Annotated in this window: 13 protein-coding genes and 1 pseudogene; 2 read left to right on the top strand and 12 right to left on the bottom strand. The window is 57.6% G+C overall.

Annotation, left to right across the window (positions count from 1 at the left end; genetic code table 11):
* Window positions 1-130: 130 nt before the first annotated feature.
* Both ileS and H8B15_RS15285 read right to left on the bottom strand, forming a co-directional pair.
* The gene (gene ileS / locus H8B15_RS15290; protein ID WP_187320548.1) at window positions 131-3,586 is read right to left on the bottom strand and encodes an isoleucine--tRNA ligase; all 3,456 of its coding nucleotides are present in this window, start codon (window positions 3,584-3,586) and stop codon (window positions 131-133) included.
* Between the two features lie 145 nt (window positions 3,587-3,731).
* Window positions 3,732-6,155: an efflux RND transporter permease subunit gene (locus tag H8B15_RS15285; RefSeq protein ID WP_187320547.1), complete on the bottom strand. Its 2,424-nt coding sequence runs from the start codon at window positions 6,153-6,155 to the stop codon at window positions 3,732-3,734.
* 239 nt (window positions 6,156-6,394) lie between these two features.
* Between H8B15_RS15285 and H8B15_RS15280 the strand changes: the two genes are divergently transcribed.
* Window positions 6,395-6,796, top strand: a complete 402-nt coding sequence (locus H8B15_RS15280) for a hypothetical protein (RefSeq protein ID WP_187320546.1) — start codon at window positions 6,395-6,397, stop codon at window positions 6,794-6,796.
* A gap of 57 nt (window positions 6,797-6,853) precedes the next feature.
* Here the strand turns inward: H8B15_RS15280 and H8B15_RS21405 are convergent, their stop codons facing one another.
* The 3 genes from H8B15_RS21405 to H8B15_RS15265 all read right to left on the bottom strand — a co-directional run bounded on the left by H8B15_RS21405 (window position 6,854) and on the right by H8B15_RS15265 (window position 9,064).
* Entirely contained in the window at window positions 6,854-7,189 is a 336-nt protein-coding gene (locus H8B15_RS21405) for a DUF5615 family PIN-like protein (RefSeq protein ID WP_187320545.1), read from the bottom strand.
* A gap of 33 nt (window positions 7,190-7,222) precedes the next feature.
* Window positions 7,223-7,456 carry a DUF433 domain-containing protein gene (locus H8B15_RS15270; protein ID WP_187320544.1) on the bottom strand — a complete coding sequence of 78 codons (234 nt, stop codon included), beginning with the start codon at window positions 7,454-7,456 and terminating at the stop codon, window positions 7,223-7,225.
* A gap of 90 nt (window positions 7,457-7,546) precedes the next feature.
* On the bottom strand, window positions 7,547-9,064 hold the full coding sequence (locus H8B15_RS15265; protein ID WP_187320543.1) for a glycine--tRNA ligase: 1,518 nt from the start codon (window positions 9,062-9,064) through the stop codon (window positions 7,547-7,549).
* 379 nt (window positions 9,065-9,443) lie between these two features.
* On the opposite strand from H8B15_RS15265, the gene H8B15_RS15260 reads away from it, so the two are divergent.
* Window positions 9,444-10,844 (top strand): inorganic phosphate transporter, encoded by a 1,401-nt coding sequence (locus tag H8B15_RS15260; RefSeq protein WP_187320542.1) that lies wholly within the window; start codon window positions 9,444-9,446, stop codon window positions 10,842-10,844.
* 221 nt (window positions 10,845-11,065) lie between these two features.
* Here H8B15_RS15260 and H8B15_RS15255 read toward each other — a convergent pair whose 3' ends face one another.
* From H8B15_RS15255 to H8B15_RS15225, 7 genes and pseudogenes are all read right to left on the bottom strand, one after another.
* Window positions 11,066-11,554, bottom strand: coding sequence for a hypothetical protein (locus H8B15_RS15255; protein WP_187320541.1), 489 nt, complete (start codon window positions 11,552-11,554; stop codon window positions 11,066-11,068).
* A 118-nt stretch (window positions 11,555-11,672) separates the two neighbouring features.
* Window positions 11,673-12,164, bottom strand: a complete 492-nt coding sequence (locus H8B15_RS15250; protein WP_187320540.1) for a DUF4385 domain-containing protein — start codon at window positions 12,162-12,164, stop codon at window positions 11,673-11,675.
* An 805-nt stretch (window positions 12,165-12,969) separates the two neighbouring features.
* A complete protein-coding gene (locus H8B15_RS15245) occupies window positions 12,970-14,520 on the bottom strand; it encodes an FAD-dependent oxidoreductase (protein ID WP_187320539.1) in 1,551 nt (516 codons plus the stop codon).
* A 1,416-nt stretch (window positions 14,521-15,936) separates the two neighbouring features.
* Window positions 15,937-16,326, bottom strand: a pseudogene (locus H8B15_RS21400) (Ig-like domain-containing domain); the annotation flags it as partial.
* Between the two features lie 126 nt (window positions 16,327-16,452).
* The gene (locus H8B15_RS15235) at window positions 16,453-17,349 is read right to left on the bottom strand and encodes a methyltransferase domain-containing protein (RefSeq protein WP_187320537.1); all 897 of its coding nucleotides are present in this window, start codon (window positions 17,347-17,349) and stop codon (window positions 16,453-16,455) included.
* Between the two features lie 179 nt (window positions 17,350-17,528).
* A complete protein-coding gene (gene mnmG / locus H8B15_RS15230; RefSeq protein ID WP_187320536.1) occupies window positions 17,529-19,397 on the bottom strand; it encodes a tRNA uridine-5-carboxymethylaminomethyl(34) synthesis enzyme MnmG in 1,869 nt (622 codons plus the stop codon).
* Between the two features lie 306 nt (window positions 19,398-19,703).
* Window positions 19,704-20,417 (bottom strand): GNAT family N-acetyltransferase, encoded by a 714-nt coding sequence (locus H8B15_RS15225; protein ID WP_216859161.1) that lies wholly within the window; start codon window positions 20,415-20,417, stop codon window positions 19,704-19,706.
* Between the last annotated feature and the right edge of the window lie 146 nt (window positions 20,418-20,563).

Raw genomic sequence — 20,563 nt, 5'->3', positions numbered from 1 at the left:
TAAATTTCGGGCCGTTTGTGCCTTCTTGAACCAGAATCGGGAAGATTTGGGCGTTTACATACGCCCTATCCTGCCGTTTGGACGCCGTTGTGCCTACCAGCTTTTTTAGGAGCCGGTAGGCACGTCAGCCTCAGCCGTTTGCCACTTCCAGCCGCACCGGCACCGAATAGTCGTCAAATTCCAGTACCGAGCCGCCGTTCACATCCGGAGCAAAATCCAGCGCCACAGCCTGCACTTCGGTGCGGATGTAGTCGCCGAACGACTGCACAGCGGCTTTCAACTCAGGCTGGTCGGCACCGAGCGTCACACGGATTTTGTCCTGCACCTCTAGGCCCGAGTCTTTGCGCAGGTTTTGCAGACGGTTTACCAGCTCACGGGCCACGCCTTCCTGGCGCAGCTCGTCGGTTAGGGTCACGTCGAGGGCCACGGTAAGGGGGCCGTCGGTGGCTACCAGCCAGCCGGGCAGGTCCTGGGTGCGGATTTCCACGTCGTCGGGCGTGAGGGTGTAGGCTTCGCCGTCGATTTCTACGGGTAGGGAGCCCGTCTTTTCCAACTGGCTGATTTCCTCGGCCGTCATCTGCTGGATGCGGGCGCCTACTACCTTCAACTTCGGACCGTATTGCTGACCGAGACGCTTGAAATTCGGCTTCACCGACTTCACCAGTACACCGCTCGTATCGTCCAGGAACTCCACGTGCTTCACGTTCACCTCGGCGCAAATCAGGTCTTCTACCTTGCCTACCTGCTCACGTGTTGTTTCGTTGAGCACCGGTACCAGGATGCGCTGCAACGGCTGCCGCACCTTCAATACCGACTTCTTGCGCATGGAGTGCGTGAGCGACGAAATACGCTGAGCCAGCTCCATGCGTTCCTCCAAAGCCGTGTCAATCAGTTTCGTCTGGGCGGCTTGCAGCAGCGTTAGGTGCACCGATTCGGGCTTATCCCCTACCTGCGCATTCGTCAGGTTTTGGTAGAGCCACTCGGCGAAGAACGGCGCGATGGGCGCCATCAGCTGCCCCACGGCGTAGAGGCACTCGTAGAGCGTGTCGAAGGCGGCGCGCTTGTCCTGGGTCAGCTCGCCTTTCCAGAAGCGGCGGCGCGAGAGGCGCACGTACCAGTTGGAGAGCTGGTCGGTCACGAAATCCTGCACAGCGCGGGCGGCTTTCGTGGGGTCGTAGCTGTCGTAGTAGCCGCCTACCTCCTGCACCAAGGATTGCAGCTTGCTGAGCACCCAGCGGTCCAGTTCGGTGCGCTCAGCGGCGGGCACGGCCTGCTCCGCGGAGTAGGTGTACTGGTCGAGGTTGGCGTAGAGCGAGAAGAACGAGTAGGTGTTGAACAGCGTGCCGAAAAAGCGGCGCTGCACCTCTGTTACACCGGCCGGGTCGAACTTGAGGTTGTCCCATGGTGGCGCGTTCACAATCATGTACCAGCGGGTGGCGTCGGGGCCAAACTGGCCGATGGTCGCAAACGGGTCCACGGCGTTGCCGAGGCGCTTGCTCATCTTGTTGCCGTTTTTGTCGAGCACCAAGCCGTTGGCCATCACGTTTTTATAGGCCACCGAGTCTTCCAGCATCACGGCCAGCGCGTGCAGGGTGAAGAACCAGCCGCGGGTCTGGTCCACGCCTTCGGCAATGAAATCGGCAGGGAAATTCTTCGCGAATTTCTCCTGGTTCTCGAAGGGGTAGTGCCACTGCGCGTAGGGCATGGCGCCCGAGTCGAACCACACGTCAATCAAATCCGGCTCGCGGTACATGGGTTGCCCGCTGGGCGACACCAGAAAGATGTCGTCCACGTAGGGCCGGTGCAGGTCGATTCTTGAGTTGCCAGTTGCGAGTTGCGAGTTGCCAGTGTCGTTCTGTTGGTTGCCTGTACTGGCAACTGGCAACTCGGAACTCGCAACGGAATACGGGTTGTGCGTCATTACCTCAGCCGCCACGGCCTTATCGATTTCGGCGCTTAGCTCCGCGATGCTGCCGATGCAGAGTTCCTCGGTGCCGTCCTGGGTGCGCCAGATGGGTAGGGGTGTGCCCCAGTAGCGCGAGCGGCTCAGGTTCCAGTCCACCAGGTTTTCCAGCCAGTTGCCGAAGCGGCCGGTGCCGGTGCTTTCAGGCTTCCAGTTGATGGTTTTGTTGAGCTCGATGAGGCGGTCCTTCACGGCCGTGGTCTTGATAAACCACGAATCCAGGGGGTAGTAGAGCACCGGCTTATCGGTACGCCAGCAGTGGGGGTAAGTGTGCTCGTACTTCTCCACCTTGAAGGCCCGGCCGCGCTCCTTCAGCCGTACGCTGATGTCCACGTCCAGCGTGCGGTAGTCGGCGGCCGATTCGTCGTGACCGTCGTAGTTTTTCACCCAGCGGCCCCCAAACTCGCCCATTTGCTGCACGTAACGGCCGGTGCGGTCTACAATGGGGCCGAGTTTGCCTTGGTCGTCGGCTACCAGTAGGGCCGGCACGTCGTTCTGCTGGGCTACCTTAAAGTCATCTGCGCCGAAGGTAGGCGAGATGTGCACGATGCCGGTACCGTCCTCAGTCGTCACAAAGTCGCCGGGAATCACGCGGAAGGCTTTTTCCTCGCTTTCAAAAGCCGGGAAACCAGCTTCGTGACCAAACAGACGCTCGTAGTGAATACCTACCAGTTCAGCGCCGCTGAACTCGCCTACCTGACGCCACGGCAGTACTTTGTCGCCGGCTTTGTAGTCTTCCAGCGACGCCTGCGCACCTTTCTCCGTGAAGTAGCGATTCACCAACACCTTCGCCAGCACCACTACCTGCGGCTCGTAGGTATATGGGTTGAAGGTACGCACCACCGCGTAGCGGATGTTCTTACCCACCGCTAAACCCGTGTTGGCTGGCAACGTCCAGGGCGTGGTCGTCCAGGCCATAATGAACACCGGTAGGTTGTCGGCCAACGCAAACAGCTTCTCCGATTGCTCGTCGCGCTTCACCTCAAACTCGGCCACAATGGTCGTGTCCTTCACGTCGCGGTAGGTGCCGGGCTGGTTCAGCTCGTGGCTGCTCAGGCCCGTACCTGCCGCGGGGGAGTAGGGCTGGATGGTGTAGCCTTTGTAGAGCAAGCCCTTGTCGTAGAGCTTCTTGAGCAGCGCCCAGCAGCTCTCGATGTACTCCGGCTCGAAGGTGATGTAGGGGTCGTTGAGGTCCACCCAGTAGCCCATCTTCTCGGTCAGGTCGTCCCACTGAGCCTTGAAGCGCATCACGGTTTCGCGGCAGCGCTGGTTGTAGTCCTCAATGCTGATCTTCTTGCCGATGTCCTCCTTGGTGATGCCCAGCTCCTTTTCCACCTGTAGCTCAATGGGTAGGCCGTGGGTGTCCCAGCCGCCTTTGCGCGGCACCTGCTTGCCCAGCATGGTGTGGTAGCGGCAGAAAATATCCTTCACGGTGCGCGCCATCACGTGGTGGATGCCGGGGGCGCCGTTGGCCGAGGGCGGGCCTTCGTAGAACACGTAGGTGGGCTGCCCTTCGCGGCTGCTCACGCTCTTTTCGAAGATGCCGTTCTGCTTCCACCAGGCCAGGATATCGGTGCCTACCTGGGCGTAGTTGAGCGGCTGTTTGAATTCGGGGTAGTTCATATATGCGTTGTGGGGAGCGTATGCAAAACTGTCATCCTGAGCCTGCGAAGGACCTTCTCACGATAGATTGTAACTATCTGACGTGTGGTCGTTCTAGCGTGAGAAGGTCCTTCGCAGGCTCAGGATGACAACTACTTTTAAGGGGTTAACTGTTCAACCGTTTCACCTGCATCTTATCCAGGTTCAGCTCCACGTCGTCGTCTTCCTCGTGGTATTGGTCGTCGTAGTGGCGCAGGCCGGAGCGGTCAATTTCTTCGTCTACTCCGTGCTCAAAAGTAACCAGCAAACAGGGTAGGAGAATCAGGTTGGAGAAGTTGGTAATCAGCAAGCTGGCCGACATGAGCAGGCCCAGGGCCTTGGTGCCGCCAAACTCGGAGAAGGCAAACACCGCGAAGCCCAGAAACAGCGTGATGCTGGTGTAGATCATGCTGGTGCCAGCCTCGCGCAGGGTAGTGCTGATGGCGGCGCGCACGTGGCGGCCGTTGGCGGCCAGCTCCTGCCGGAACTTAGCCAGCAGGTGAATGGAGTTGTCGCCGTCGATGCCCAGCGCGATACTGAAAATAAGGGCCGTGCTAGGCTTTAGGGGAATGCCAAAAATACCCATGAGCCCGCCCGTGAGAATAAGCGTAACGAGGTTGGGTAGGAGGGTGAAGAACACCGCCCGCACCGAGCGGAACAGCAGCAGCACCACCAGCCCTACTAGTCCAAAGGCCCAGGCTAGGCTTTCCTTAAGGGTGTTGATGAGGTATTCGTTGCCCTTGGTGAAGATGATGGTAGTGCCCGTCAGCTTCACGTCCATGCCCGTGCCGTTAAATATTTCCCGGATCTGGGGCTGAATTTTGTTGGCCAGCAGCGTATCCAGGTTGCGCGAGCCGATGTCGGCTACCTTCAGCGAGATGCGCGCCTGCTGGCTCGAATCGTCTACGAAGGAGCGCAGCAGCTTGCTGTTCATGGGGCCACCGTTGCCCTGCGAGCGGGCCAAATAGCTCAGGATGAAGCTCTTCTCCGAGTTGTCGGGGAGGCGGTAGTAGTCAGGCTCGCCGTTGTAGAATGTTTGGGTAGCGGCCTTCAGGAAGGTGACGATGCTGACGGGGGCCGTCAGCTCGGGCTGGGTGCGCAGGTAGTTTTCCAGCCGGTCGATGCGCTCCAGGTTTTTCAGCTTCAGAATGCCCTTTTTCTTGCCCGTATCCACCACAATTTCCAGGGGCATAATGCCATTGAAATGCTGCTCGAAGAAGCTCAGATCGGCATTCACCGACGAGTCTTTGGGCAGGTCGTCGACCATATACGACACGGCCCGCACCCGCGTGATGCTCAGCGCCGACAGCCCTACCAGCGCCAGGGCCAGAATGTACACAGTGCCGCGCCGCTCCAATACCAGGTGCTCGAAGAACTCCAGCAGCTTGGTCAGCGGCTTGGCATCCAGGTGCTCCAGCTGCTTGGGGGTAGGCGGCGGCAGGTAGGTGAAGATGGCCGGAATCGTGATAAACGAAATGACGAAAGCGGCGAAAATGTTGATAGTCGCCACCAGCCCAAACTCGTAGAGAATGGCAATATTGGTGAAGCAGAACACGAAAAAGCCGATGGCCGTGGTCGTGTTGTTCATGAGCGTTACGAGCCCAATTTTGCGCACTACCCGCGTCATGGCCAGCACTTGGTTGCCCGATTTGCGATAGTCGTAGTGGTAGCGCGAGAGCAGGTAGGTGCAGTTGGGGATGCCGATGACGATGAGAATGCTCGGGATCAGGCCCGTAAGCAGGCTGATTTTGAAGCCCAGCAGCACCATGGAGCCAATGCACCACACCACCACAACAAGCACAATGAGCAGCGGGAAAAGTACAGCCGCCCACGAACGGAAGAACATGAGCAGGGTAGCGCCCATTACCAGCACCGTGAGCATCACGAAAAACTTCATCTCGCCGGCTACCTTGGTGGTCATGGTGGCGCGCACGTAGGGTAGGCCAGCGTAGTGCAGCCGGATGCCGGTTTTCTTGCTGAAGCGCTCAGCGTGGCCCAATATCTGGTCCATCACGGCCTGGCGGCGGCTGGAGTTCAGGTACTTGGGGTCCATGGTCAGGGCCAGCAGGGTAGCCCCGGTACGCGGCGAAATCAGCTGGCCTTTGTAGAACTCCTGTTGGTTCACGATCTGCATCAGCGAGTCTAACTGGGCCTGAGTCTGCGGGAAGGTGCGGAAGATGGGCACCGCCTGAAACTGCCGGTTGGCCGTGTCTTTGTCCAGTCGAATCAGTTTGGTGATGCTCAGCACCCCATTTACGCCTTCTACCTTGCCCAGCGTATCGGTGAGGGTGCGCAACTCGTTGAAGTTACCGAGACGGTAGATGCTGCTGTCCTGCAGGCCCAGCACCAGCACGTTGCCGTCTTCCCCAAACTGCTTTTTGAAGCGCTGGAAGTAGACCATATCCGGGTCATCGGGCCGGACCACCTGGGCAAAGTCGTAGGTCATTTCTACGTCTTTGGCTTTCCAGGCCATGAACACCGTAATAGCCGCCAGCAGCAGAAGTAGCAGGCGCCGGTTCTTGATGATGAATAAGGCGAGTTTACTCCACATAGGCTGCTAAAATGGAGCAAAGGTACGCAAAGCGGGGCAGCTAGTCTACGGCATCGAAAAATGCACTAAAGCAGCCGGAACTGCGTTTATAAAAAAAAGACAGCTATATGCATAAAATTATATTTCAAATATAGCGTACTTTGCCTTTATACTATACAGGTATAATACAATAATAGTATTCTTTTTACTTCAACTAATGCACTTTGTAATGGTAGTATTACCATTGTTTTTTCTGCCCGATGATTTTGTTTCAAGCTCCGGAAGTCTTACTTACTTACCATCGTAAGACGGACATATTGCAACTCACCTACAGTGCTACCAGCCTCTCTATGTCGTTTGAGCAGGCTTACCAGTTGGCATTAGATGAGATGTTGCGTAAAAACGTGGGCAAGCTGCTGCTAGATCTCAAGCGTAATGCCCCACCAGCCGACGACGAAGCGTATCTGCTGGAGCCCTTGGCCCGCACTTTCCCCCCTACCCTCACCCGACCCGTGTACATTGCCGCTGTGCTGTCTGAGGGTCAATACCAGCACCAGATCGGCAGCTACTTGATGGGCAACACCAGCCTAACGCCCGCACAGGTGGAATTCAACTATTTCACCTCCCGCCACGAAGCCAGCGCCTGGCTGAGTGATAATTGATAATCCTACCCTTCCTGAAAACAAAAACGGCCCCGATTGCTCGGGGCCGTTCTGCATTTAATATGTTTCTATCCGGTCAGTAAACACTAGAGTCAAACGCACTCCTGGTTGCTCGCTGGCTTCTAGCACTGAAGGCCGTATTTTTTCGAGTAGTAGCCACAGCTGATTGCGGCGCATATTGCCGATACATAGTCGGATTACTTTCGGCGGTGTACCGGCTCGTACTACTCGATCAGCAAAATCAGCATCCTTCGTAATAATTGTTTGCCGACGCTCCATCGCATATGCCCATATCTGCGAATCACTCCACGTCGTGTCTGGCACAAATTCGTATTTTACTGAATGCCAGATAGCAAAGCGGTGCGGTAAGTTTGCGTCGATTAGATACCTCATATATGCCGCAGAACAGCATCACTGCATGGCGCGTTAGGCCGCACGGTCTGAGAAGTTCTGGTGGGCAACCGTTTCCAGCGCAAAATGCAAGCAGGCCTGCACGTCAGCCAACTCTAGAAAAGGGTATTCTTCCAAAATATCTTCCGACGAATCACCCGCAGCCAGAAACTCCAGCACCGTCTGCACCGTCAGGCGCATTCCACGGATGGTAGGCTTACCATTGCACAAGTCTGGATCAATCGTGATGCGGTCGTGGATGTACTGCATGAGGAATTAACGTAAGATTACTACCCTGCAAGATAGGCAAAAGCCCTGGTTGCGAGGAGCAGCCAGGGCCTTCGCTTAATTCAACTGTGCCTACAGCTTCTCGAAAATCCGGGAGAAACTCACGGCTTCCCCAATGTAGGCGCGCAGCTCCGAGATGGGCATACGGCTTTGCTCGCGCGAGTCGCGGTGGCGGACGGTTACGGTATCATCTTCCAGCGTCTGGCCATCCACCACAATGCAGAAGGGCGTGCCGATGAGGTCCTGACGGGTGTAGCGCTTGCCGATGGCGTCGCGCTCCTCCATCAGTACGGGGAAGTCGAAACGCAGGCTGTTGAAGATTTCCTCGGCCTTTTCGGGCATGCCATCCTTCTTTACCAGCGGGAAAATGGCCGCTTTGATGGGCGCCAGGGCCGGGTGTAGCTTCAGGAAGGTGCGGGTTTTGGTTTGCTCCTTCTCGCCTTCGCCTTCCGTAATGGTTTCTTCCTGGTAGGCCTGGCAGAGGGTAGCCAGAAACAGGCGGTCGGCGCCCACAGAGGTTTCCACCACGTAGGGCACGTAGTTGCCGTAGGGCTTGCCGGTCTCGGGATTCACGTCGTTGTCGAAGTACTGCTGCTTCTTGCGGCTCAGCTCCTGGTGCTGGGTCAGGTCAAAGTCGGAGCGGGAGTGGATGCCCTCGATTTCCTTGAAGCCGAACGGGAATTCGTATTCGATGTCCACGGCAGCCTTGGCGTAGTGCGCCAGCTTCTCGTGGTCGTGGAAGCGCAGCTTCTCGGGCGCCAGGCCCAGCGCCTCGTGGAAGCGGCGACGCGCCTGCTTCCAGGTGTTGTACCACTCCTCTTCGGTGCCGGGGCGCACAAAGAATTGCATTTCCATCTGCTCAAACTCCCGCATGCGGAAAATAAACTGGCGGGCCACAATCTCGTTGCGGAAGGCCTTGCCGATCTGGGCAATGCCGAACGGCACCTTCTGCCGCGCCGATTTCTGCACATTCAGAAAGTTCACGAAGATGCCCTGGGCGGTTTCGGGGCGCAGGTAGATCTGGGCGGCGTCGCCCTCCACGGCCGAGCCTTGGGTGGAGTACATCAGGTTGAACTGGCGCACGTCGGTCCAGTTGCAGGTGCCGGAAATGGGGCACACAATTTTCTCCGATACAATCAGCTCTTTCACGGCGGCCAGGTCGTTGTCGGTGAGCAGGCGGCCGAGGGTAGCGAGCAGGTCGGCGGCGCGGTCTTGCTGGCCGGCGGCTTCGTACTCGGCGGCTTTGTCCTCCACTAGCACGTCGGCGCGGTAGCGCTTTTTGCTGTCGAGGTTGTCGATGAGCGGGTCGTTGAAACCGGCTACGTGGCCCGAGGCCACCCAAGTTTGCGGCGCCATGAAGATGGCCGCATCCAGGCCCACCACGTTCTGGTGCAGCTGGGTCATGGCCTGCCACCACAGGCGCTTCAGGTTGTTTTTCAGCTCCACGCCGTTGGGGCCGTAGTCGTACACGGCAGCCAGGCCGTCGTAGATTTCACTGGATGGAAACACGAAACCGTATTCCTTGGCGTGGCTGACAATATCTTTCAGCTGGGTATTTTCGAGGGATGCTTTCTGCGGGGCGTTGCTCATAGCTGCAAAAGTATCACGGATTAGTACGGATTGTAACGGATTTCACGGATTTGTGGCTAGTACAGGTTTCGTACGACTGCAACTGGCGCGGGGCTTTACCCCGTGTCTTCTATTCGCAAGCCTCTGGCCGCGCCCACGTGGTGTCCAACTACAAATCGTTCTGGCGGTGCAGGCCAGCGGCCAGCGCAGAGTCGGTACGGGGCATAGACCCGCGCCATAGGCGCCGTTTTTCTATACCCAGACCCCAACACCGCAGTCTCTCATATTACCCCAAAATTACCCGATAAGCATTTCCAGTAACAATTTCATAATCTTGCTACCCTTTGGGGTACCTGTACCTTTGACTGCTGAAATCTGTTTTTTCACCAACCACCCTCCTATGTTCGGCTTAGAGCCTCACGTGCTGCTGCTGCTAATAATCTGTTTGCTGGCAGCCTGCGCGTTCGAATTCGTTAACGGTTTCCACGATACGGCCAACGCCGTGGCTACCGTCATCTACACCAACACCCTGCGCCCGTGGGTGGCCGTGGTGTGGTCGGCGTTCTGGAACTTCATCGGCGTATTTTCCGGTGGCATTGCCGTGGCTATGGGCATCATCTACCTACTGCCCGTAGAAAGCCTAGTAGACCAGAACGTGTACCACGGCATTGCCATGGTGGGCGCTCTTATCATCGCCGCCATCATCTGGAACGTGGGCACGTGGTACTACGGCTTGCCATCGTCGTCGTCGCACGCCCTCATTGGGTCCATCCTGGGGGTAGGCATTGCCTTCAGCCTGATTTCGGGCGGCAATGGCTCGGGTGTGAACTGGGGCAAAGCCGGCGAGTCGGGCATTGCGCTACTGGTAGGGCCGCTGTTCGGCTTCACGCTCACCATCCTCTTGATGTACGTGCTCAAGCGCTTTGTCAAGAGCAAAGCCATCTTCAAGGAGCCACATAAGCGCAAGCCCCCACCCCTCTGGATTCGCCTGACGCTGGTAACTACCTGTACGCTGGTGAGCTTTTTCCACGGCTCCAACGACGGCCAGAAAGGCGTGGGGCTGATTATGCTGATTCTCATTGGCATTGTGCCTACCTACTTCGCCATCGACCAAACCCTGAACCCCTTGGACATGCGCGAGTCGTTGCAGCGGGTAGAGCTGGTGATGAACAAAGTAAATCCTGAGGAGCTGACCGCCGAAAACCGCCGCAATCTGGCCGCTGTGAAGGCCCAGACCGCCACCCTCGACAGCATCTTCACTGGCAAAACTGATGTATCGCAGCTGCCCCAGGCCGAGCGCTTTCGCATTCGCAAAGCCATCCTGCTCACCTACAGCCGCGCCAAGCAGATTGTGGGTAGCGACAAAGTGAGCCTGAGCACCAACGACCGTAACACTTACGAAGCCGCCATTACGGACATGCGCCGCTTCACGGACTATGCCCCGTGGTGGGTGCTCCTGATGGTGTCGTTGTCGCTAGGTATCGGCACCATGGTAGGCTGGCAGCGCATCGTGAAAACCATTGGTGAGCGGATTGGCAAGGAGCACCTGACGTATGCGCAGGGTGCTTCCTCGGAGCTGGTAGCGGCGGCCATGATTGGGGGCTCCACTTGGTTTGGCCTACCCTCGTCTACTACGCATGTGCTGTCGTCGGCCATTGCGGGTAGCATGGTGGCCAACCGCGGGGTGAAGAACCTGAACCCCCAGATGATCCGCAACATTGCCCTGGCCTGGGTGCTTACCCTCCCCGTGACGATGTTCTTAGCCGGCGGTTTATTCCTGCTGTTCCGGGCGCTGATCTAATTCAGCTGTTAGCTTTTGGCTATTAGCTGATAGCTTCTTTTTGGGCTCACAACACAAAAGCCGCTCCCATTGTGGGAGCGGCTTTTGTGTTGTTGATAACTACGTTGACAACTCGTTGCTAATAGGGTTGGATTAGCAAAAGGAACTGAATTCTGTAGAAAACCAAGGAGTTATTCACTTATCCACACTGTTTTGGCCAGGTTTTGTGGATAACTATGATCTTAGGCAGGCCATTGTACCTCCATGTCGTCATTTATGAACACGCCGAAGTTGACAAACTGTAGTTCACCTTCGTCGAAATAGAGGTCAATCATCTGGTCTTCATAGGAAAGACGCATCTCGCCGGTGTCCATTTTTTCCACTTCTGGGTCTTCCACGTTGTTGCGGCGCATCAGGTCCTGAATCTCCTCCACTGATTTGCCGTGGATGGACTCACCGAACAAGCGCATGGCAGGGTAGTCCGTTTCGATGCAGCTCAGACGGTAGTCGTCTTCGCGGTCGAAGTACAGGGAGTAGCCTTCGTCGAGGTAGTTCCAGGCTTGGTGCTCAAACTCGTCGTCATCGTCCGACTCTTCAATTTCTTCGGGCTCGCCCATCAGCTGGCGCACCTCGTCGCGAGTGGCGCCAAACTTCAGCGGGCCCATGCCGGTGCCCAGAATGATTTCGTGTTCTTCCAGAGTATCGTCGGGGGTGTTGGGGGTCGTTTGCATAGGGGTAGGGGTTTGGTGAAGGAGCGTAAAGGTAGTTCAGTTGCGAGTTGTGGGTTACAAGTTGTGAGTTGCAAGATTTCAGTACGCTACTTTCTTATCCACACTGGCAACGTGCAACTCATTTCCCGTAGCGCTGCTCGAAGCTGGCTTTCTGTTCTTGGTAAGGAGGGTAGGCGCGGGCCGCATCCCATTTTTCTTTAAAGATGCGCGCGGCCTCAGCTTTGGTAGCGTCTTCGGGGGCGCGGGGTAGTTCGGCGCGGCCATGGGCGCCGCTCTGGCCTTTCTTATCATCAGGTACGGGGCCGTCGTACTTCTTGCCGCCGCGGTGGTTGGCGTAGCGCCGGGCACGCGTATAGCCCATCTGCAAGAACTTGCGGGCCATATCAGCCCCCACAAAGTCCTCATCGCGCAAATATGCCTCAAACAGCGCGTAAATCTTCTCCGACGACTCCCGGGCCACCTCCGGCGTACGGAAGCGCCAGTGCGGCAGAATCTCCGACTTATAGGGCTCTACCAACAACACGCCCTGCTCGCCCTTGCCCACCCGATACAGTTCCGGATGTTGGCGGAAGTCGGTGTGGTGGAAATCCAGGTTGTAGTCGAAGGGCATGGCACGGGTAAGAGGTCAGCAAAATGTATACGCTGAAAACCGGCGAGCGGCTATTTGCCCTACTTATCCACCTTCCCCCTGCCGCGCCGTGGATAACTACCGCCGGGCACCGCCCGTGTGCGAAGCCCGGCTCCACCTAACCACCCGAACGAAACCCGGCTCTGCCCAACCGTCCAAACAGAGCCTTTCGCTTTTCCACAGGGTTAATAACTTTTTAAATTCATTTTTTTAAATTTTTCTCTTTTATCCCTGTCGTTAGGAGTGTGCATAAGTGGATAAATCGGAAGGGTTATCAACAGGGCGGATAACTTGTGCATAAAAGAGCAGTTATCCACTGTCTATCAACAGGGTATGTGGATAATAAATAACAGATAATAAAGAAGTTAAGCTGATTATTCACAATCCACAGGCTTGTCCACAAATCCACAATCCACACGCACATCGCAGTGTGGATTGTGGGTTTTTTGGGGGATAGTTATCCACCGTTGTCCACAGCCAATTTCACCTGTAAGCGTTATCCACCGTGCAAAAAAACTTATCCGCTTTTTATCCACGAGTTATCCCCAGGTTTCCACCATATTATCCACACATTATGTGAGTTGTGGGAAGTGCGGTGGATAAATATGTGGATAAAAGAACGGGTGCTGCGCTACAAGCGCGTAGAGGCACTTTTGAGTGTGAATAACTCATATAGCCGACATTCTATCCATCATCCTACACCCGCAAAATAGGATAGGCTGCAAAAAGCAAGGCCTGACTGAAAAGCCAGGCCTTGCGCTGCAACGAGGGTAGGAAAACGGTAGGCTTATGACGGTGCCAGGTCTGAGTTGGCGGGGCCCATCAGCAGCTTGCCGTATGCATCGAAACGGGAGCCGTGGCACGGACAATCCCAGCTGGTCTCCAGCGCGTTCCAATGCACCACGCAGCCCAGGTGCGGACAAATGGCGGAGCACTCGTGCACCTTTCCCGCCGGGTCTTTATACACAGCCACCTTCGTAACGCCCTGCCGCAGCACGGCACCGCTGCCAGGAGCAATAGCATCGGCCGAGGCTGCGTCGCCGCCCGTAAGCAAGTCGGTGTAGTCGGCTACTACGCGGGCGTTTTCGCGGGCAAATTCTTTGAGCGATTCTACTTTCAGCGTTACGCGGCCGGGGTCGTATAGCTCCTTCCAAGGGTTGGAGCGTTCCAGAATAAGGTCGCGCAGCAGCATGGCGCCCAGCGTACCGTGCGTCATGCCGTGGCCCGAGTCGCCGGTGATGATGTACACGTTGGGCTCGTCCAGCGGATTGCGCCCGGCGTAGGCTAGGCTGTCGTTAGGCTCCAGCACCTGTCCTGACCAGCGGAAAGCAATGCTGGTAATAGCCGGAAAGTGCGCCCGCGTCCATTCCTCCAGGCAAGCCAGCCGCGCCTGCGGGTCGTCGTGCCCTACCGAGTGGTCTTCGCCGCCCACAATCAATAGGTCATGCGAATCAGAATCCGGCACTGGCTGCACCCGAATGTAATGATACGGGTCGGCCATATCCCAATACAGGGCGGTGGTAACGGCGCCGCGCGGCACCTGGGCGCCCAGCGCGTAGGTGCGGTAGGCACCCTGTTTGGTGTGCATCACTACGCGGTCGATGCAGGGCGTATTGGTGGCCATTACCACGGCCTGGGCGCGTACCTCGAAGCCTTCGGTGGTGCGCACCAGGGCTGTGTCGCCGCCTTTCACTTCGGTGGCGTGGGAGTGCGAGAAGATCTGACCGCCTTGCGCTACAATGGCTTTCGCTACTCCGCGCAGGTATTTCAGAATATGAAACTGGCCCTGGTTGGGAAAACGCAGGCACTCGCCGGTCTGGAAGCCTGTGGCGCCAGCATCGGGCAGCCACTCTACCCCAGTAAGGCCGGCGCGGTGCGCGGCGTCGCGCTCGTCTATCAACTCCTGGTGGGTGTTTTCTTTCGCCAGAAACAAGTAGCCATCCAGGCGGCTGAAATCACAGTCGATCTGCTCGTCGGCTACTATTTTCTCGATTTGGTCGATGGCAGCAGTGTGGCTTTCGGCGGCCAGGCGGGCACCCTCTTGCCCAAACAACTGCTCCAGCGTGGTGTAGCGGTCATCCAGGGCATTAGAAAGGTGAGCCGTGGTGCGGCCGGTTTCGCCGCTGGCTATTTCGCCATCTTCCAGCACGGCTACCCGCTTGCCTTCTTTACCCAGCAGATAGGCCGTAGTGAGGCCGGCAATGCCCGCGCCTACCACTACCACGTCTACCGTGAGGTTTTCGCGCAAGGGTGAAAAACTGGGTAGCGCTTCGGTGGTGGCAAACCAGGTGGGTTGGGTGGCGCCGGAGGTGTGGGTAGGGTCGATGGTGTCGGACATAGCGAAGGAAGTGGGATACCTCAGCACGTACGGGTAGGGCAAAGCAGTAGTTAACGACGAGCTTTCATCTTGCTCACCCATGCAAATGGTATTCGTCGGAAGGCTTGACATAAAAAATACCCCCGCCGTATGCTGGCAGGGGTATTTTGTTAAAAGATGATACCACTAGAAAACAAGCTTAATCTCTTCCTGATCCCATCCGGCTCGCACAGGTTGCAGCACCGGGCCTAAGTAAACTGGTTCGGGGGGGAGTACCAAATTCGGGTCGCTACCCTGCCAGGTGCCGTCGTTATTGGCGTCGATGAGCACCCGCAGGCGGTAGGTGCCGGGCGGTAGGTTGTCGAAACGGAACGTCTTTTTGGGGCTTTCGAGCACGGCTATCGGCTGGGCATTCTGGTCGATTACCTGTACCTCGTAGCTGGTGTACTTGGTCTGGATGGTGCCCGACAACGACCCGGAAGCCGGCTGCTCGCTCACGCCCAGCTTCAGCGGCCGGAACCCCAACGACTGCCCCGTAACGGCCTGAATAGCCGTGCTATCGAACTGAAACACCAGTGTTTTCTCGGCCTTGGTATCCAGGTTGATGGTCAGCTCCGTGCGGGTGTCGTTCAGGCGGCCGTCTTTGGGTAGGCGCAGGGGGCGCTTGGCTGCGGTAGAGTCTTCGATGAGGGTAGCAAATGGCTTGTCGGGCGCAATGCGTACGGGCACCGCAAACTTCACCCGCACCTGGCCCTGGCGGTACACTTGCTGCGGGTTGCCTTCCACAGCGTAGCCTAATGTGCGGCGCGCCGGTTCTTTGCCCTGAAAGCGCACATCTACGGTGTCGCGGCCCACGTTGCCGGCGCTATCGGCGGCCGTAAGCACATAGCGGCCTTCCGAAAACGTGGGTGTTTTGAAGACCAGCAGCGTCTTGCCCTGCTCAACTAGCAATACGCCCTGGTTGAGGGTAGCCGTGTCGGGGCGGGTAGCGGCGCCGGGAAGTGGGGCCAGCCGCGCCCGGCGTACCCCCTCATTGAAGGCTACTTTGAACCGGGTAGGCTCCGGCTGCTGGCTGGTGATAAGGGCGCGGCGGGCATCGGGACGCACCAGTTGCAAGCGCACCGAGTCGAGCGTTTCGCCTACCTGAATGGGCTCGGCGAGGTAGGCAATCTTCTCTCCGTCTTCATAACGGTAGCTCTGGTTTTTATCTACCAACGCATACAAGCGGTACGGGCCAGCTTTCAGGTTTTCGAGGGTGAAGGCGCCAGACTTGTCGGTGCGAGTGAGGTAGTAAGGCCGTCCCTTGCGCACGGAAAAAGCGGTGTCGTTGGCGGGGTATAGCATCACGGAAGCATTTTCGGCGGGTTTGGTCGTGAGCAGGTCCATTACCACGCCGCGCACCATGCCCGAGTCGAGCTGCGGGCCGGTGCTGAAGGCCAGCCGCACGTTTTTGGCTTTGTTCTTCTCCGTGATATCCACCACAGCATCCCCAAAATTGAAGGAGTAAGTGGTGTTCGGCGCGAAGGGCTTGTCGTAAATCAGTGAAATGGCCGTACGGTCTTCGCGCACCTTGTAGCGGTTGTCGTCCGGAATCAGTGGGGCAACAATCAGGTTTTTGGCCAGGTCCTGCAATTGCACTTCCTCCGAAAACTCCAGCCGAATGGTTTGGGTCTTCACGTTGCGGGCGCCCTGGGCGGGGGTGGTGCTCACCAGCTCGGGCGCAACCAAGTCACGTGCACCGCCATCGGGCGAGGCAATGGTAGCGCAGCCGCTCAGCAGCGCTATACCGGTTATCCACCGTATCCAACCAGCACGCACAAATTGCATCATAAATAAACAGACAAAAACAGGGACGGCGGCGCGAAGCTTAGGCTTCCCTCACCGCCACCCACTATCACTCAACTTAATACTCAACTACATAGCCCCTCCCCTACCCCAGCGCGGGGCCTAGAACTAGCGCCGAGTAGCTACGTAAATCAGGCTGGAATATTGCCCATCGTGCTGGGCCGCGTAGCGGTTCGACTGGTAGCCGGCTTTCAACACGGCCAGCATGCCCTTGCCCTGCTCGGCGCGGTGCTTTTCGCTGAGCATGCTCACATAATAGGCATCCAGGGCCATGGGTAGGGTTTCGCGCACCTGCATTTTGTGCTTTTTCAGCAACTGGCGCATGGTATCGGGCGCAAAATGGTAGAGATGGCGCGGTACATCGTAGGCCGCCCAATCCTGGCGGTAATGCTGGGCGTCGAGGCTTTCCACATTGGGTACCGCAATAACGAGCACCCCCTCAGGCTTCAAGAGCTGAATGAGCTGGCGAAGGGTTTCGTTCAGGGTATGAACGTGTTCCAGCACGTGCCACAGGGTGATAATATCAAACGACCCAGCGGGTAGCTGACTCAGGTTGTCGGGTGTGCCCACGCTGGCCCCTACCCTGCTGATGGCCTCCTCGCGGGCCCGTGCGTTGGGTTCCAGACCATGCACCTGCCACCCGTTGGTTTTGGCAGCTGCCATAAAATGACCCGTGCCGCAGCCATAGTCCAGCAACCGCCCTTTGCCTGGTACCAGCTTGTTGATCAGGGCCACTTTGCGCCGCATTGTGAAGAAGCGCGCCACTTTGTAGGCTTGGTTGATAACACCTGCCGCGCCGCTGTTGTGCGACACATACTCATCCGACTCGTAGTAGCGCCCAATATGTGCGGCGTCGGGGCGGGGATTGGTGAACTGAAAACCACACGCCTGGCACTGCTGAATGGCGAAGCTCTCCTTGCTCACCGACTTATCCTCTACCACCAACTTGTTGCGAAACTCTGTTTTGCCGCACACCAGGCAGGCTTCTAATCGTTCGTAGGACACAGAAATGTGATATTGAGTAATAGGCGCATGAACGTCATGCTTCATCTGGCATCCGCGCAGCCAAAGCATCTCTACCGCAATAGTACTTCTTATTAAAGAAGATTACCGCTGCAGTAGAGCTGCTTTGGCTGCGCGGACGCCAGATGAAGCATGACACGTTCTATTGCTTGACACAAGGGCTATCTACCCAAGTACACCATCAGCACCGAAACATCGGCAGGGCTCACACCGCTAATGCGACTGGCCTGGCCCAGAGTTTCGGGCTGGATCTTGAGTAGCTTCTCGCGGGCCTCGTGCGAGAGGGCGGGCATGGCTTTGTAGTCGAGTCGGCCCTGAATCACGAAGTTTTCTAGCTCCTGCACGCGGGCGGCCTGCTGGTGCTCCTTGGCCAGGTAGTTTTCGTATTTCACCAGGATGATGGCCTGCTCCAGCGCCTCGGCGCGGTAGGGCGCCAGGGCCAGCGTGAGGCCGGGCAGTACGCGGGTGAGGTCGGCCAGCTCCACGTTGGGACGACGCAGCAGGTTCACGGCGCGGGTTTTCTCGTGAATGGTAGCCGAGCCGAGTTCCTCTAGCAGACTGTTGATTTCGTGGGGCTCGATGGCAAATTTGCCCAGCAGCGTCAACACTTCCTGGGTCTGCTGCTCCTTCTGGCGCACCAGCTGCATACGCTCCTCCGAGGCCAAGCCCAACTCGTAACCCAGCGGCGTGAGGCGCAGGTCGGCGTTGTCCTGGCGCAGCAAAATGCGGTGCTCGGCACGGCTTGTGAACATGCGGTAGGGCTCGTCGGTGCCTTTGTTCACGAGGTCGTCGATGAGCACACCAATGTATGCCTCACTCCGCTTGAGCACGAAGGGCGCCTTGCCATGCACCTTATTGTGGGCGTTGATGCCGGCCATCAGGCCCTGGCACGCCGCTTCCTCGTAGCCCGTGGTGCCGTTGATCTGCCCCGCGAAATACAGGTTCTTAATTAGCTTGGTTTCCAGCGTGAGGCTGAGCTGGGTAGGCGGGAAAAAGTCGTACTCGATGGCGTAGCCGGGGCGGAACATCTTGGCATTCTCGAAGCCGGCAATCTTACGCAGGGCGCGGTACTGCACGTCCTCGGGTAGGGAAGAGCTGAAGCCGTTCACGTACACCTCCACCGTGCTCCAGCCCTCGGGCTCCACAAAAATCTGGTGGCGGTCCTTGTCGGCGAAGCGGTTGATTTTGTCCTCCACGCTCGGGCAGTAGCGCGGCCCCAGGCCCTTGATGCGACCCTGGAACATGGGCGACTTCTCGAACCCCTCGCGCAGAATCTCGTGCACCTCGGCGTTGGTGTAGGTGATATAGCAGGGGCGCTGCTTGGCTAGCGCGGGCGTGTCGAGGTAGGAGAATTTACTGGGCACATCGTCGCCGGCCTGCTCCTCCATTTTGGAGTAGTCCAGCGAGCGGCCGTCTACGCGGGGCGGGGTGCCGGTTTTCATGCGGCCAGCCTCAAAGCCCAGCTCTTTCAGCTGCTCCGTGATGCCGGTACTACCGCGCTCAGCGGCCCTACCCCCCCCAAAGTTTTTCTCGCCGATATGGATTAGGCCGTTCAGGAAGGTGCCGTTGGTAAGCACCACCGCCTTGCCCCGGAACTCAATACCGAGTTGGGTTTTCACGCCTACTACCGTATCGTTTTCCACCACCAGGCCCAGCACGGCTTCCTGCCAGAAGTCTACGTTGGCAATGCCTTCCAGCGTGAGGCGCCACTCCTCGGCAAAGCGCATGCGGTCCGATTGCGCCCGCGGGCTCCACATGGCGGGGCCTTTGGAGCGGTTCAGCATCCGAAACTGAATCATGGTTTTGTCGGTGATGATGCCCGACTGGCCGCCCAGGGCGTCTACCTCGCGCACAATCTGCCCCTTGGCCACCCCGCCCATAGCAGGGTTGCACGACATCTGCGCGATGGTGTTCATGTTCATGGTCACCAGCAGCACTTTCGAGCCCAGGTTGGCGGCGGCGGCGGCGGCCTCGCAGCCCGCGTGGCCTGCGCCTACCACAATCACATCGTATTCTTCTTGCTGAAACATGCCTTCTTAAGAAAATTTCTCCTTGTAGAGTTTCACTCTTACTGTGTTTTGCACGGAGTTAACGGGACAGAACAGACGCCCGCGTCGTCTGCCGGTCCGACGCCGTAGGCGTCCGACCGGTTGCCACCTGCTGACGTTGCACAAACGACTTGCTGACGTCCACCCACGTGGTCCGGACATCAGCAACGACAACCGGTCGGACGCCTACGGCGTCGGACCGGCAGACGACGCGGGCGGCCGTCTTGTCGCATTGACTCTGTGCAAAACAGCTTCCGAAAAGCAGCTGCAAAGATACACGTCAGGCAGTTAGTCTAGTTCCTGCTCGTCCCAATCAAGCATCAAGTCAGCGGCTTGCCGGTTCACAGCGTCCCAGCTGAATGGGAGCCATTGGTCGCGCAGGCAGTCGAACACCTCTGTGGCGGGTAGGCAGGGAAATAGCTTGTAATCGAATTTGGGGTAGTCGTGCACTAGGTAGCCGGGGTAGTAATATTGCATGTGCTGGCTACGGGCGTGGTTTATTTTCAGCAGCATCAGGTACTTTCCCAGGCTGTTTTTGCGGTAGGTAGGGTCGTAGAAATTCATGATGCCCGCCAAGCTGCGCGTGCCGCTGTCGAAAATGCCGGCTGCAATCAGCTGCCCGTTGTTACGTACCTCTAGCACGCTGGTCGTGAAGATGTTGTGGGTTGCACCGGCCAGTAAGAACGCCTCCACCGAAGGCGGCGCGTCGAAGGTGATAGAGGCGCGGTACTGTGCATAGAGCGTTTCGTACTCGTCCGTTAGCCGAAAGGGGCGTAGCGAAACGGCAAACGGCTCATTCACACGTAGCAGGCGGCGCTGCTCCGGTCCCCACGTTACATTGTCTAGCACCAAGCGCAGCCAGTGCACCGTGTGTAAGGTGTCGTTGATGGGTAGGAAACGGCACGTAAACAAGTCCTGATGCATCCGGTAGTAGCCCTGGCCCAAGTAGTAGTCCAGCATATTGCCCGGAATAATAGGAAAAGGAGAGGGCGTGGCCGACATAGGTGGATAAGGTGGGTAGGGATGGTATTTTGGGCGTGCAAGAAATCTGAACCACGGATTCGCTCGGATTTGTCGGATGACACGGATTTCGTAGTCGTCTGTCTTCTGGCAGCGGTTTACTCAGATTCCTCGTCGCTAGCTTGATG

The organism is Hymenobacter citatus, from assembly GCF_014333615.1.
Taxonomy (GTDB): Bacteria; Bacteroidota; Bacteroidia; order Cytophagales; family Hymenobacteraceae; genus Hymenobacter; species Hymenobacter citatus.
Note: the sequence above shows the minus strand (reverse complement) of the source record. Positions and strands in the feature narration are given on the sequence as shown.

Coding starts and splice junctions, on each gene's coding strand:
- ileS (WP_187320548.1), bottom strand. CDS start 3,586: ATGAACTACCCCGAATTCAAACAGCCGCTCAACTACGCCCAGGTAGGC.
- H8B15_RS15285 (WP_187320547.1), bottom strand. CDS start 6,155: ATGTGGAGTAAACTCGCCTTATTCATCATCAAGAACCGGCGCCTGCTA.
- H8B15_RS15280 (WP_187320546.1), top strand. CDS start 6,395: ATGATTTTGTTTCAAGCTCCGGAAGTCTTACTTACTTACCATCGTAAG.
- H8B15_RS21405 (WP_187320545.1), bottom strand. CDS start 7,189: ATGAGGTATCTAATCGACGCAAACTTACCGCACCGCTTTGCTATCTGG.
- H8B15_RS15270 (WP_187320544.1), bottom strand. CDS start 7,456: ATGCAGTACATCCACGACCGCATCACGATTGATCCAGACTTGTGCAAT.
- H8B15_RS15265 (WP_187320543.1), bottom strand. CDS start 9,064: ATGAGCAACGCCCCGCAGAAAGCATCCCTCGAAAATACCCAGCTGAAA.
- H8B15_RS15260 (WP_187320542.1), top strand. CDS start 9,444: ATGTTCGGCTTAGAGCCTCACGTGCTGCTGCTGCTAATAATCTGTTTG.
- H8B15_RS15255 (WP_187320541.1), bottom strand. CDS start 11,554: ATGCAAACGACCCCCAACACCCCCGACGATACTCTGGAAGAACACGAA.
- H8B15_RS15250 (WP_187320540.1), bottom strand. CDS start 12,164: ATGCCCTTCGACTACAACCTGGATTTCCACCACACCGACTTCCGCCAA.
- H8B15_RS15245 (WP_187320539.1), bottom strand. CDS start 14,520: ATGTCCGACACCATCGACCCTACCCACACCTCCGGCGCCACCCAACCC.
- mnmG (WP_187320536.1), bottom strand. CDS start 19,397: ATGTTTCAGCAAGAAGAATACGATGTGATTGTGGTAGGCGCAGGCCAC.
- H8B15_RS15225 (WP_216859161.1), bottom strand. CDS start 20,417: ATGTCGGCCACGCCCTCTCCTTTTCCTATTATTCCGGGCAATATGCTG.